General features: G+C 71.2%; 14 protein-coding genes and 1 pseudogene. 5 read left to right on the forward strand and 10 right to left on the reverse strand.

Annotated features, from left to right (window positions below; translation table 11 throughout):
* Position 1 precedes the first annotated feature (1 nt).
* The 5 genes from ACIHCM_RS29720 to ACIHCM_RS29740 form a co-directional block, all read right to left on the reverse strand.
* A complete protein-coding gene (locus ACIHCM_RS29720) occupies positions 2–703 on the reverse strand; it encodes a DedA family protein (RefSeq protein WP_399902385.1) in 702 nt (233 codons plus the stop codon).
* 5 nt (positions 704–708) lie between these two features.
* The gene (locus ACIHCM_RS29725) at positions 709–1,215 is read right to left on the reverse strand and encodes a hypothetical protein (protein WP_399902388.1); all 507 of its coding nucleotides are present in this window, start codon (positions 1,213–1,215) and stop codon (positions 709–711) included.
* A gap of 664 nt (positions 1,216–1,879) precedes the next feature.
* Entirely contained in the window at positions 1,880–2,596 is a 717-nt protein-coding gene (locus ACIHCM_RS29730; protein ID WP_399902391.1) for an NADPH-dependent F420 reductase, read from the reverse strand.
* A 19-nt stretch (positions 2,597–2,615) separates the two neighbouring features.
* Complete coding sequence (locus ACIHCM_RS29735) at positions 2,616–3,647, reverse strand: LLM class flavin-dependent oxidoreductase (RefSeq protein WP_399902394.1); 1,032 nt, start codon at positions 3,645–3,647, stop codon at positions 2,616–2,618.
* Positions 3,640–4,689 (reverse strand): LLM class flavin-dependent oxidoreductase, encoded by a 1,050-nt coding sequence (locus ACIHCM_RS29740; protein WP_399902397.1) that lies wholly within the window; start codon positions 4,687–4,689, stop codon positions 3,640–3,642. The genes ACIHCM_RS29735 and ACIHCM_RS29740 overlap by 8 nt, the downstream gene beginning before the upstream one ends.
* 204 nt (positions 4,690–4,893) lie before the next feature.
* Here ACIHCM_RS29740 and ACIHCM_RS29745 point away from each other — a divergent pair, with 204 nt between their 5' ends.
* Positions 4,894–5,361: a MarR family winged helix-turn-helix transcriptional regulator gene (locus ACIHCM_RS29745; RefSeq protein WP_399902400.1), complete on the forward strand. Its 468-nt coding sequence runs from the start codon at positions 4,894–4,896 to the stop codon at positions 5,359–5,361.
* A 93-nt stretch (positions 5,362–5,454) separates the two neighbouring features.
* Here ACIHCM_RS29745 and ACIHCM_RS29750 read toward each other — a convergent pair whose 3' ends face one another.
* The 5 genes from ACIHCM_RS29750 to ACIHCM_RS29770 form a co-directional block, all read right to left on the reverse strand.
* The gene (locus ACIHCM_RS29750; RefSeq protein ID WP_399902402.1) at positions 5,455–5,688 is read right to left on the reverse strand and encodes a DUF5133 domain-containing protein; all 234 of its coding nucleotides are present in this window, start codon (positions 5,686–5,688) and stop codon (positions 5,455–5,457) included.
* A gap of 217 nt (positions 5,689–5,905) precedes the next feature.
* On the reverse strand, positions 5,906–6,700 hold the full coding sequence (locus ACIHCM_RS29755) for an alpha/beta hydrolase (protein WP_399902405.1): 795 nt from the start codon (positions 6,698–6,700) through the stop codon (positions 5,906–5,908).
* Between the two features lie 408 nt (positions 6,701–7,108).
* Positions 7,109–8,680, reverse strand: a complete 1,572-nt coding sequence (locus tag ACIHCM_RS29760) for an alkaline phosphatase D family protein (protein ID WP_399902408.1) — start codon at positions 8,678–8,680, stop codon at positions 7,109–7,111.
* On the reverse strand, positions 8,677–9,249 hold the full coding sequence (locus ACIHCM_RS29765; protein WP_399902411.1) for a phosphoesterase: 573 nt from the start codon (positions 9,247–9,249) through the stop codon (positions 8,677–8,679). Before ACIHCM_RS29765 ends, ACIHCM_RS29760 begins: the two co-directional genes overlap by 4 nt.
* A 243-nt stretch (positions 9,250–9,492) precedes the next feature.
* Positions 9,493–10,308 carry a DUF899 family protein gene (locus ACIHCM_RS29770; RefSeq protein ID WP_399902414.1) on the reverse strand — a complete coding sequence of 272 codons (816 nt, stop codon included), beginning with the start codon at positions 10,306–10,308 and terminating at the stop codon, positions 9,493–9,495.
* A gap of 117 nt (positions 10,309–10,425) precedes the next feature.
* Between ACIHCM_RS29770 and ACIHCM_RS29775 the strand changes: the two are divergent.
* From ACIHCM_RS29775 to ACIHCM_RS29790, 4 genes and pseudogenes are all read left to right on the forward strand, one after another.
* Positions 10,426–10,620, forward strand: a pseudogene (locus tag ACIHCM_RS29775) (TetR/AcrR family transcriptional regulator); the annotation flags it as partial.
* Positions 10,621–10,753: 133 nt separating this feature from the next.
* On the forward strand, positions 10,754–11,578 hold the full coding sequence (locus ACIHCM_RS29780; protein ID WP_399902417.1) for a class I SAM-dependent methyltransferase: 825 nt from the start codon (positions 10,754–10,756) through the stop codon (positions 11,576–11,578).
* Positions 11,579–11,769: 191 nt separating this feature from the next.
* Complete coding sequence (locus ACIHCM_RS29785) at positions 11,770–12,228, forward strand: DinB family protein (protein WP_399902517.1); 459 nt, start codon at positions 11,770–11,772, stop codon at positions 12,226–12,228.
* 143 nt (positions 12,229–12,371) lie between these two features.
* Entirely contained in the window at positions 12,372–13,241 is an 870-nt protein-coding gene (locus tag ACIHCM_RS29790; protein ID WP_399902420.1) for a helix-turn-helix domain-containing protein, read from the forward strand.
* Positions 13,242–13,259: the final 18 nt, after the last annotated feature.

Consider the following 13,259-nt stretch of genomic DNA (forward strand, 5'->3'; position numbering starts at 1 on the left):
GTCACTGCTCCTGTGCATGCGTAAAGGTGTGTACGGGCCCTTGGCCGGGGTCACGCCGGGCTTCGCTGTATCCCACGAGCCGCGACGGGCTCGGCGGGACGCGGCGCCGTCCGCGGCGTCGCCGTAGCCGCACGACTCCGTACGCCGCCGCCGTCGCGGCGGCGAGCACGGCGAGGCCGATCGGCCCGCCCGCGTGCAGGAACTCGACGGTGGCCGCCCCGGCGAAGTAGCCGAGCAGCACGTTGCCGATGCCCCAGACCAGCGACGCGGCCGTGCTGTAGAGGAAGAAGCGCCGGTACGGCATGCCCGCAGCGCCTGCGGCGTGGGGAAGGAAGGTCCGTACGAAGCCGAGGAACCTGCCGGTGAACACCGCCGCGCCCCCGTGGCGCACCAGGAAGGCCTGTGCCCGCCCGTTCCGGTGACGGCGGCCGGCCCCGCGTGACCGCAGCCTCGCAGGGTGACGCGCGCACCGACGGCCCAGTGCATAGCCGAGGTTGTCGCCGGTGACACATCCGGTCACGACGACGGCGGCCAGGACGAGGACGTCGAGGTCGCCTCGGCCCGCCATGGCGGACGCGAGGAGGATGACCGTCTCGCCAGGGACCAGCAGCCCGATGAAGGCTCCGGTCTCACTGGCTGTCACAGCGAACACGACGGCGTAGGACCACCACCCGGCAGCCTCGACGAGAGTATCTACGTGCATGGCCGTCAGCCCGCCTTCCGCAACGGTGCGGAACTGGTCGCCCGCCGGTGCCGCGTCGGTGCGTCGCGACGCGGGAACTCCACGACTCGGCCTTCGGGGTCCCATGCGTCCGCGGTCCCCCGGGCGGGTGTCCCGGGCCGCTGAACGCGGCCCGCGACATACCAGGCCAGCAGCGGCACGCCCACGGCCCACACCGCGCCGCGCATCATGTGGTCCGCGATCAGTACGGACGTCGCTACCGCGGACAGCGCGGTCACCATCGTGGCGATCCGCGCCCGCACGGCCGACAGGCCGGCGGCCAGCGCCAGCCCCGTCAGCAGATACCAACCCGCCAGCGCTCCGGGCAGCGCCACGTAGTCACGGACGACCGGCCCTTGTGGCATCGGCAGTGCGCCCACGGACTCGGTCGCGGCGAAGACGAGGCCTGCCGAGACGGACAGCAGCAGCGCGACGGCCGCGCGTGCGTAGGCAGCGAGGTGCCGGTGAGCGAGCCAGAGCAGGGTCAGTGCCATCAGGACCAAGGGGACCGTGTCGTGGATCTGTGCGACGGCCTGTGCCGACTGCAACAGGCCCGGCCGGCTCCGGTCACCGGGGAAGACTGCTGTGACGGCTGCATGGAGAAGGGCGAGCGCCGCCGCTCCCGTGCCTGCGTGGCGCAACGTCCGCCGCACCGCGGTCGATCGCGTGCGGGGGGCGTGCGTCGCGGACTTCACCGGTTCCGTCCGAGCTCAACCCCGGTGCGCGGAGCGGGTGTACCGGTGTGCCGGAGGAGGCCGGCCCCGTGTGCGCGATGCGCCTGACCGGCCGAGTGGTGCGATGCGAGGCCGATGTTCGGCTCCGTCGCGGTGTCAGTTCCCATGATGAACACTTCAGTTAGGTGCGGCAGTTGGCATTTCAACTGGATGGCAATACTTGTCACGTCAAGCAACTGTCTGGATGGGATGCGGCCTCAGTGCGACCCTGCACTGGGCATCCTCGGCAGATCCACCCCGGAAGGGGGCGACGCGGCGATGGCGGCGGGGGCCGGCGTCACGCTCGGCCGTCGTCCGCTCAGGCCATCACCGTAGCCGGACATCGCGCCAGCCCGGTAGAGGAACGTGAGTGATGCGGCCATAGGGCATGCCTATGGTGTGTGAGGCCTCCACGGGGCCGATGGCACGCCGCCCATCCATGGCGTCACGCTGCCCGATCACTGGACGCCGAGGCGGCCGCCCTCGCGCTGATCACGGCGCGTCCGCGCTTCGACTCCGGGAAGCGGGTGAGCATCGCGCGCAGCTCGCCGGCGCCGACGTTGGCGCCGAAGGGCTCGGTGCCCGGTTCGAGCCGCACTCCCTCCGCGAGGGAACCTGCCATGACCGGGTCGAAGCCGAATGCGGTGACGAGGCGGGCGACGGTGGCGACGTCGGCCGGGGCATCACCGGCGATCGCGATCGCCTTGCGTCCTGGCGTTCCCTCGGGCAGAGCGCCGTCCTCGAGGTCGTGGTAGCCCATGTGGTTGAACGCCTTGACCACCCGCGCACCGGGCAGATAGGCCTGCACGAGCTCGCTGGACGAGGTGAGTGGATCGGTGAGGTCGTCGCGGACGCCGTCGACCTCCCACCAGTAGTTCATGGCGTCGACGACGAGCTTGCCCCGCAGCGCCTCGGCCGGAATCGTGCGGTACTTGCCGAGCGGAAGCGCCAGTACGACGACGTCCGCCTCCGCGGCAGCCGCCGCGGTGACCGGGACGGCTCCGGGGGTGAGGACTTCGACAGTGAGAGCGATCTTGGCGGGGTCGCCCGAGCCGGCGATGAGCACCCGATGACCGGCTGCCAGGGCGAGGCGTGCCAGCACGGTGCCGACCTTCCCCGCACCCAGGATGCCGATCGCGGGCGCGGTAGGGGTCCTGTCCATTTCTGCTCCGTTCATGACGTCAGCCTTCGAGGATGTCGCGGACCATCGGGAGCACCCGCGTGCCGTACAGCTCGACCGAGCGCAGTCGGCCACTGATCGGCTGTGCCCCCGTGGTGTAGATGAGGTCGAAGCGGCCCACGCCGAGCGCCTTGATGGCACGGGCCATCTTGCGGGCGACGGTCTCGGGGGAACCGATGTAGAGCGAGCCGTGTTCGATCTCGGCCTCGTACTCCGCCCTACGGAGCGGCGGCCAGCCTCGCAGCGCGCCGATACGGTCACGGATGACCTTGTAGTGCGGCCAGTGCAGCTCCCGGGCCTGCTCATCCGTGTCGGCGATGAAACCGGGTGAGTGCATTCCCACCGGGTGGGCGGTCGTGCCGAACTTCTCCGTGGCTCGCCGGTAGAGGTCGATGTAGGGCGCAAAGCGCTCCGGGCTGCCGCCGATGATGGCGATCATGAGAGGGAAGCCGTAGCGCGCGGTGCGGATGACCGACTGCGGTGAACCGCCGACACCCACCCAGGTGTTCAGGCGCCCCGACTCGGTCTTGGGGAAGACGTCGGCATTGTCCAGCGGAGCACGCTTGCTGCCGCTCCAGGTGACGGGCTTCTCCTCCAGCAGTCTGGCGAAGAGCTCGATCTTCTCCTCGAACAGCACGTCGTAGTCGGCCAGGTCGTACCCGAAGAGCGGGAACGACTCGGTGAAGGAGCCGCGCCCGAGAATGACCTCGGCCCGGCCGTTCGAGAGCGCGTCCACGGTCGAGAACCGCTGGAACACACGGACCGGATCGTCCGAGCTCAGCACGGTCACACCGGACGAGAGCCGGATACGGCTGGTACGTGTGGCGATGCCGGCCAGCACGGTCTCCGGGGAGGAGATCGCGAACTCCGGGCGGTGGTGTTCACCGAGCGCGAGGACGTCCACGCCGGTCTGCTCCGCGAGAACCGCCTCGTCGAGGACCTGCCGGATGGCTCGCGCGTCGGAAACCGGGGTGCCCGTGTCGTCCAGCGGCACATCGCCGAAGGTGTCGAGGCCGAAGGTGAGCTCAGACATGGGCGGGTTCCTTCGCGAGCAGTTCCCTCACCCGCGGGGCGACTTCGCGGCCCAGCAGCTCGATCGTGCGGGCGCGCGCTTCGCGCGGGAGGTGCATGACGTCGTACTTGAGATCGAAACGGCTGAGGTGCAGTTCGCGGGCCATCGTGGCGATCTTGCGTGCGACGGTCTCGGGCGAACCGACGAAGAGCGCACCGTTGCCGACTTCCGCCAGGTAGCGCTCGCGGGTCGGCTTGTAGAACCCACGCTCCTGAGCGAGTGCGGCGACGACCGGTTGCCAGTACCGCCACCAGGTCTCCTTCGCCTCCTCGTCACTGTCGGCGATGAGCCCGAGCGAGTGCTGGGCGACGGGCTGCCGCGGGTGCCCGAACTGTTCGAGCGTCCGGTGATAGAGCTCGACGTGGCCGGCGAAGCGCTGAGGGCGTCCACCGATGACGGCCAGCATGAGCGGCAGGCCGTAACGGGCCGCGCGGACGACGGAGTTGGGGCTGCCGCCCACGCCGATCCAGGTGGGAATGCCGCCCGCCGGCATCCGGGGACGCAGTCGCTGCTCGAGGAGCGGCGGCCGGAAGCGGCCCGACCAGGTCACCGTCTCCTCACGCTGCAGGCGCAGGAACAGGTCGAGCTTCTCCTCGAACAGTTCCTCGTAGTCGGCGAGGTCGTAGCCGAACAGCGGGAACGACTCGGTGGCCGACGCCCGCCCCAGTACGAGCTGGGCGCGGCCGTTCGAGGCGGCGTCCAGCGTGGAGAAGTCGTGGTAGAGCCGTACGGGGTCGTTGGTGCTCAGCACGGTCACCGAGGTGCCGAGCCGGATGCGTTCCGTCGCGGTGGCGATCGCGGCGAGCAGGACGGGGGTGGCGCTGTCGTTGTGACCTGCTCGGTAGTGCTCGCCGACACTGAACACGTCGAGACCCACCTCTTCGGCGAGCTTGGCCTCCTCGATCAACAGGCGAACGGTTTCGGCATCGCTCAGCGGCCGGTCGCCGTCGGTGGCGACCTCTCCGAACGAGTTCAGCCCCAACTGGAACTCTGTGGCCGTCATGGACTCCTCCTGGAGTTATTTGCTTGACGCGTCAAATACTTCTCCAATGTGCTTGATGTGTCAACCAAAGGTGGGGGGCGGACGCGGCAGGAGGAGCCGTCAGCATCGGGGGGCGAGCGGGAGCAGGGCGCTCACCACCGCCGAGGACCGTGAAACGGACGCCAGGGCCTTCGGTGACGCGTCAACCGACCTAGACTTCTCGTCATGGCGGAAACGGTGCGGTGGCTGACGCCGGAGGAGCAGTACGCGTGGCGCAGCTTCGTGCGCCTCCAGGAGAGACTCCGTGGGCGGCTGTCACGCCTGCTGCAGACGGAGTCCCACGTCTCCGAGGCGGACTTCGCGGTACTGGTCGAGTTGACGGACACACCGGACGGGCGGCAGCGGATCCTGGATCTCGCCCATGCGCTGGAATGGGAGAAGAGCCGGATCTCCCACCACATCTCCCGCATGGCCAAGCGGGGGCTGGTGGTCCGGGAAGAGTGTTCCGAGGACGGGCGCGGCGCCTTCGTGGTGATCACTGATGGCGGGCGCGCGATGATCGAGGCCGCCGCCCCGCGTCACGTGGAAGCGGTCCGTGCCCTGTTCCTCGACCACGTCACACCGGCGGAGCTGCGTGCGCTGACGCAGATCGCCGAGCGCGTGGTCGAGAAACTGGACGGGGACCCGTCCTGACGGGAACCGGGCGGGGCGGTCCGCGCCGCCCCGGCCGGTCCCGTCATGGGCCCGGGCCAGGTGTCCTGACGCCGCGCGAGGTCGACGCGGCGGTCAGGGGGTCAGGAGGGAGTCGTCCTTGGTCTCGGGCTCGGCCCCCGGCAACTGGTGGCGTGCGGCGATGAGCGCCGCGTCCACGTCACGGGTGCCGGTCGACACGCACAGGGTGTAGGCGATGTCGTCCATACGCCGGCGCACCTCGTCGTCGCCGTCCTGGGCATGCAGGAGGCGCAGCGCCTCGTACTGCTGGATCAGGTTCTTCAGCACGGCCGGATGTGCCATGAGCATGGGGAGCCTCCCTTGTCGCCGCTGCCCGCATGAGCGATTCACCGCCCCGTGTGCCCCCAGGCACAAGCCGCCATTCCCGAATTTCAGGACGAGCTGCATTTCAGGACGAACTACCAGGAATCGGCTGGGGCCACCGGCTGCGGCGGCGTGCCCCGCGCGGCCTCCCTCCTGCCGCGCGGGGACGTTCAAGGGCGCCCTCACGTGAAGCGGGATCCGCTCAGGAGTGGGCGAGCGCCCAGTCCAGGGCGTGGTCGGCGACCTCCTGCCAGCCGTCCTGTACGGGCATCAGGTGGGAGCGGCCGGGAAACACCTTGACCTCGGTGTCGGTACCCCGCGCCTTGTAACGCTTGGCGTTGGAGAGCTGGACCTTCGGGGGCATGAGGTGGTCGTACTCGCCGGAGAGGAACAGCAGCGGTGCCCGGCCGGCCTTGCGGAAGTCGACGTAAGTGTCGGTACGGCCGGGACGGAGGTTCGCGAGCGCGCTGTCCCAGACGATGCTGCCTGGCGCGGGGATGTGGTAGCGCTGATAGGTGGCGCGGGCCTGCGTCTCGGAGAACGTGTTCGTGAAGGCGTAGCGCCATTGGTCGAAGTTCAGGCCGACGGCACGGTGCCGGTTCGCGGGGTTCTTCAGGACGGGGAAGAGGGAGCGGACCTGGGACATCGGTACGACCGGCACGCCTTCGGTGGGCGCGGAGTTGATCACCACTCCGGCGGCGGCGAGGCCGCGGTCCAGGAGGATCTGGGTGAAAGCGCCGCCGGCGGAGTGACCCATCACTATGGGCGGCCGGTCCAGCCCGGTGATCAGCTTCTCGAGGCTGGAGATGATGGCCGGGACGGTCACCGTCTCGATCGGGGCCGGGTTGCCGCTGAGGGCCTCGACCTCCACCTCGAATCCGGGGTACGGGGGCGCGATGACACGGAAGCCCTTGTCCTCGTAGTGGGCGATCCAGCCCTCCCAGGCCCGCGGCGTCACCCAGAAGCCGTGGACGAGGACGATGGTGTCGGGTTGCATCAGTGTGTGCTCCTAGCAGGGGGCCGAGGGCCGACCATGATCTGTCGAGGGTCGGCCCTCGGCCGGACTCTCTCTGCGGCGTCGGGCGGGGACATCGGCGGGCCCCCGCAGCAGGAAGGGCCGACAGGCACGAATTCGGGCCCTCGCCTGCTGGACGCAGGCGTCGGCTCCCCTGCCGCCACGAGGTCCGCCACCTGTCCGTCCCGGCACGCCGATTCCGTACGCTAAGACCGGGACGTCCCCGTGCATGTGACACCGGCTGGAGGAAATTGCCTCATTGGCAAATCCCGCCGGCCTGCGACGGCGTACCGCCCGCCGCGGCCGAGCCGCCGAACCGCCCGTCGGCACGACGTGTCAGCACCGCGGTCCGCCGGGCATCACACGGTGCCCGGCGGACCGTTCGGCGGCTCAGTCGCGGCGGTACTGCGCCGGGGAGTTCCTCGTCGCGGGATCCTCGTACGAACCGGCCCGGCCGCGGTCCACATGGAAGGTGGTCAGCGTGGTGACCCCGGAGGCCGGGTCGCGGCGGTCGCCGATCACCCGCATGTGGGTACTGAAGCGCTCCGGGGTGACCTCGTGGACGTCGTAGCCGTAGCGGTTGCCCTCGAAGTACTTCAGGTGCGGGTTGGCCGCGCCCATGACGGGGCCGTTCTGCGCGTTCCAGTCGGCCGAGTAGGCACCCGAGGTCACCGAGTGCGCGGTGAACTCCGTACCGATCACCGGCGAGGAGACGTCGTCGAAATCGGGCCGGATGTCGTCGACGAAGGCCGAGTGCCAGTCCCCCGTGAGGACGACGAGGTCCTCCATGCCGGCGCGGTGCACATGCCCGAGGACCTCCTTGCGCTCGGCGAGGAAGCCGTCCCACTGGTCGGTGAACATGTACGAACCGCCGGGACGGCCGCGCAGCTGGCTGAGCATGATCGAGTTGGCCCAGACGTGCCAGGAGTCCGGTGCCCGGTCGACGTTCTGCTTCAGCCACGCCTTCTGCGCGGCACCGAGAATCGTGCCGTCGGCCAGGTTCTGCGCCGAGCGGTACGAGCGCAGGTCGAGCACGGTCAGCTCCAGCAGGTCGCCCCAGCGGCGCACCCGGTGGATCTCGGGGTCGGGAAGCGCAGAGGCGGCACCGGCCCCGTCGCGGTGCGGCATGTTCTCGTACCACGCCTGGTACGCGGCGGCCCGGCGCTGCATGAAGGGCGCTCCCCCGCCGGTGCCGGAGTAGTCGTTGACGACCTCGTGGTCGTCCCAGGTCAGGAACCAGGGGTGGGCGGCGTGCGCCTCGCGCAGGGAGGGATCGCCCTTGTAGAGCGCATGGCGGCGACGGTAGTCGGCGACCGTGAAGACCGACGGCCCCTCGTGGTCGCGGACGTGGTCGGCGGGGACGCCCCCGACCTGCCCGTGCTCGTAGATGTAGTCGCCGAGGTGGATGACGAAGTCGACGTTCTCGCGCGCGATGCCGCGCTGCGCGGCGTAGAAGCCGTCGTGGAACGCCTGGCAGTTGGCGGTGGCGAAGCGGACGGAGGCGACCCGGCCGGCCGGTGCGGTCCGGGTGCGGCCGATCCGGCTGCGTCTGCCCAGCGCCTTGAAGGCGTACCAGTAGCGGGTGCCGGGGCGCAGCCCGTGGACGGGGACGTGGACGCTGTGGCCGAGCGTGGCGGAGGCCGTGGTGGTGCCGCGTGCGACCACGGACCGGAGCCCGGGGTCGGTCGCCACGACCCAGTCGACCTCGACGATCTCGGGCAGCTTCTGCTCGGCGGCCAGCGGCTCTGGCGCCAGCCGGGTCCACAGCAGCACGCCGGAGGCCTGCGGGTCGCCGGAGGCCACGCCCAGGGTGAACGGCGCCGGGTCGTACTCCGCGCCCAGCGCCCGGGCGGCCTCCAGGGCCTGGGCGGGCGACAGACCGGCGGCCAGCGGCCAGGCGACGCCCAGGGCCCCGGCGGCGCCCGCCGCCTTGAGCAGTCCGCGTCGGTCGAGCCGGGTCATGTGCGTCCTCCAGTGGCCAGGGTGAGCGAGACGGCGTCGGCGTAGCCGTCGTTGGAAGTCCCGCCGGTACGGGTGAAGACGAGCAGCACGCGCGCGGAGCGCGCACCGGGCGGAACGGTGGCGGTCGCGGTGCGTTCCACGAGCGCGGTGCGCGACAGCCGCTCGGCCGCCGTCACCGGGCCGAGCACGGAGAGGGCGACCGGCGTCCCCAGGGCGTCCCTGAACTCGACGGACAGCCGGGCGCCGTCCTCCTGCGCGGCGTACCCGCCCAGCCATGCCGCCAGCGTGTACCGCACTCGCCCGGCGTCGACGGCGCGGTGTCCGGCGCGTCCGTGCGCGGGCAGCGCGATGTCCTGGACGAGCGCGGTGCGGGCGCTGTTGCCGCCGGAGAAGAAGCGGCTGCCCCGGTCCGCCGGTCCGGGGTCGTCGGGCCCGGGGTAGCCACCCGCGAGGGTGTAGGGGATGAGCGCGGGCGCCCCTTCCCGCACCTCCCAGCCAGCCACCTCGGCGACGGGCTCGGCGGACCCGCCGGGCCCGCTCTCGGCGTCGCCGTTGACTACGAGATTCACTCAGGTCTCCTCGATCGAGGGTGATGGGGAACCACCTGTGCATCGCAGCAGGCGGGAGTGAACCACGGGAAGCGGGACGGGAAACGAAGGCGGCAAGTTGTTCAGACAAGTTCGGGCGCTGCGGCTCTCGTTTCCCTTTCGTGCGTGGCACCGACCGGCTCCGCGTCCATGGACCTGTCGACTCGGAGCCGCGTCCTGTGGTCCACGCCGGGGACCCGAGAGGCCCGGCACGCGCCAGGCGCGTCAGTGGTGGTCGCCGTGCCGGCCGAGGGTCTCCACCGGGGTCGCGCCGGGGCGGGTCCACTGCGGCACGGGGCGGCTGGTGGGACCCCAGGTGGCCTTTCCGCAGGCGTCCGTGCGCCAGTACCAGCAGGCCTGGCGGCCCTCGGCCGGATACCCCTCGCGGACATCGCCGATCACGGGCCGGCCCTCGGGGTTGTCCTCCCACGCCTCGCCGCGGCCGTAGGGCGTCATGTCGAGCAGGCTCAAGGACCCGTTGACCGGCTCGTTGCCGCGCCCCGTCGTGGAGTAGGTGAGGAACACACGGTCGCCGTGGCGCAGGAAGCAGGTGAGGTGCCCCATGTCGCCGCCGACGGGCGCGTCCACGCCACGCACCGAGTACCAGGGCTGGGTGTAGCCCATGAACTCGACGTAAGCGGCCACCTCGTCCCACCGGCCCGTGGTCAGGACGGCGAACGAGACTCCGCGGGCGTTGAGATAGACGGCGTCCTTCACGTGCCAGGCCGTGGTGGTGCAGCCCTCGCACTGTCCCTGGTGCGGCGCGCCGTCGTACCACATGTGCTTGTAGACCAGGAGTTCGTCGCGGCCCTGGAACAGGTCCAGGAACAGGACCGGGCCGTCGGCTCCGACGACCTCGACCGTCCCGTCGAACTCCACCATCGGCAGCCGCCGGCGGGCCGCGGCGAGGGCGTCGCCCTCGCGGGTGTGGGCCTTCTCGCGGACCAGCAGCTCGTCACGGGCGCTCTGCCAGGTGGCCAGGTCGACGACGGGCGGGCGGCCGGGCAGCGCGGGCGTCGGATCGTCCGGTGTGGTCGTCATGATGTCCTCCGTGGTGTCTCGTACCGCCGCCTGGTACGTCGTCCTGCGACGGTCACCAGGACAGACTCCCGGCCCGGCCGGAACTCATCGCGGCCCACGGGGTCCCGGCGGCCGGCGGAGACCGCGCGACGGGCGGAGGACGACGTGTGGCGGGCGACCTAGGCGCGGCTCCCCGCCGGCACCCGTCCGCACATCGCCGCCACGGCCCGCCACCTCGTCACGGACATGCGGCGCAGTTCCTGCCCGGCGGCCCTGGACCTGCTCCTCACCGCGGCGGCCGAGGGCCTGGCCGAGGCCACATCGCGGCAGTAGTGCCGTGCCCGGGGGCCCACCGCGCCGGAGGGCGTACGGCCTGGGAAACGCATACCATTTCATAGGGTGTCAAGGAGAGCCACAGCACCCGCGTCGCGACGCGGTGCCGCCCCACGACGGGAACAGGCCGGCCATGGAACACCTCGATGAACCGCTGACCCAGCGCGGTGGCCGTTACGGCGAGGCCGTCTTCCGGCCCGAACAGGCGGGCGAGGGCGAGCGCATCGACTTCGGCGCCCTCGCCTACGACGACGTCACCCTGGCACGACTGCGTGCGCTCGGGGCAGGCCCGGGATGGCGCTGCCTCGACGTAGGCGCCGGCACCGGCACGGTCTCCCGGCGGCTGCTGGACGAAGCCGGGGTCACGAGCGTGCTCGCCGTGGACCGCGACGTACGGTTCCTCACCGAGCGGCCCGCACCCGGGCTCGACGTGCTGGAGGCCGACCTCACGGCCCCGGACTTCGCCCCCGGGCATTTCCGGCTCGTCCACGCGCGCTTCGTGCTGATGCACCTGCCCCAACGGGACCGCCTGATCACGGCACTGGCCGAACTCGTCGCGCCCGGCGGCGTGCTGGTGCTCAGCGACGCGGTCGACCTGACGAGCGACCGGGCACCCGGCACGCCGTACACCACGGTGATGCGGGCGATGTGGCAAGGCCTGCGCGCCACCATCGGCACCGATGTCTCCTGGGTGCCGTCGTACCCGCAACTGCTGCGCGGGACGGGGCTCGCACACGTCGCCGCCGAGATCCATGTGCCGCCGCTGTTGCCGGGCAGCCCCATCAGCCGCTTCTGGGCGGACACATGGGAGCGGAGCAGAGCGGCGATGCTCGCCACCGGCCTCGTCGACGACGCGGCAGTCGACGCGGCGGTGCGGTACCTGGACTCCGACGCCTGCGCGGCACTGTCGGCCGGCATGCTCACCGTGTGGGGATGGAAGCCCGGGAAGCCCGCCTGAGCCGCTTCCGGTGGTCACGCGCTCACCTCGACGCGGCCCTCCGGATCAGTTCCCCACGGCGTGGTCGGCCCGCGTCCGGGATCGGTCGGCGGGGCTGGATACTTGGTCCTCGACGTCGGCTCGGACGAGGAGTAGGACCAGTGGTCAGCGACCGCCGTATCGGCCCGCCCCATTTCGCCAGTGAACGCGACATGCTGCGGGCCTTCCTCGACTACCACCGCGCGACCCTCGCCATGAAGTGCGAAGGGCTTACCGACGAGGAGCTACGGCGGCAGTCGATGCCGCCGTCCACGCTTTCGCTGCTCGGTCTGGTACGGCACATGGCGGAGGTCGAACGCGCCTGGTTCCGCCGGGTGTTCGAGGACAACGAGGCACCCATGGTCTGGTCCGACAAGATCGACTTCCAGGCGGCGTACGACGCCGGCACGTCGACCAGGGAGGAGGCGTTCGCGGCGTGGGAGACAGAGGTGGAACACTCGCGTCGCATCGAGCGGGCCGCCGCATCCCTGGACCTTGCCGGGTACCAGCCCCGGTGGGGCGAGGAGGTGTCGCTGCGGATGGTGATGGTGCACGTGCTCCTGGAGTACGGCCGCCACAACGGGCACGCCGACTTCCTGCGGGAGGGCGTCGACGGGACCGTGGGCGCCTGAGGTCTGCGGCGAGAAGGTCGCCCGCTCCATGCCACCCGGCTATCACACAGAGTGACGTACACCCCGGCGCCGCACCCCGCTCCACACCCGAGCGCTATAATTGAGCATTAAACTAGCGTGAGGGTGCCCGAGGAGGTCGCACCGTGGCAGAGCTCGGACTGACCGACACGGTGGGGATGCTGCGCCTGCCCGGTGTGCGGCCCAGGTACACCAGCGCGGGGCTCGGGTGGGAGCACCTCTACCTCTCCGCCCAGCTGGAGCAGTCCTACCGGGCGACGTTCGGCCCCGCCCCCACCCACCTGCTCATCCTGCATCTCAGCGGACCGGTCACCGTGCGCCGTGGTGTGGGTGCCGCGGCGCGGTCGAGGACCGTCCCGGCCGGCGGCCTGTTCCTGCAGCCGGTGGGCCGGGAACTCAGCGTGGAGCTGGGCGCCCCGCTGGACACCGTGCACGCCTACCTCTCCGACCAGGCGCTGCGCGAGGCCAATGAGGGGCGGCCCGTCGAACTGTCCGAGGAACTGGGCGCCACCGATCCGCTCGCCGAACAGCTCATGATCGCGCTGGACGTCGCGGTGCGCCGCTGGGAGCCGTCGGCCCGCACGTACGTGGACCACCTGACCGGCATGCTCGCCGCGCAGCTCGCCCGGCGGCACGCGGCTCGCCCCGGCGGGCCGGCGCCTGTCCGTTCCGGTCTCTCCGACCGGCAGCTCGCCGCCGTGCGGGACCTCATGGGGGATCGTCTGGCCGAGCCGCTGCCGATCGCGGACCTGGCCGCTGCCGCCTCGCTCAGTGTCAGTCAGTTCACGCGCCAGTTCCGCGCCAGCACGGGCCAGTCACCGCACCAGTACCTGCTGGGCCTGCGTCTGGAACACGCCTGCCGGCTGCTGCGGACCGGGGCCGCGCCGATCGGGCAGGTGGCCGTGGAGTGCGGGTTCTCCCATCAGGAGCACCTGACCCGGGTGATGCGGGCCCGTCTGGGCACCACCCCGGCCGTCGTGCGCCGCGAGGGGTGAGGACCGCGGGCCGCCCTC

This window comes from Streptomyces sp. NPDC052023, assembly GCF_044548465.1.
In the GTDB taxonomy this organism is placed as follows: Bacteria; Actinomycetota; Actinomycetes; order Streptomycetales; family Streptomycetaceae; genus Streptomyces.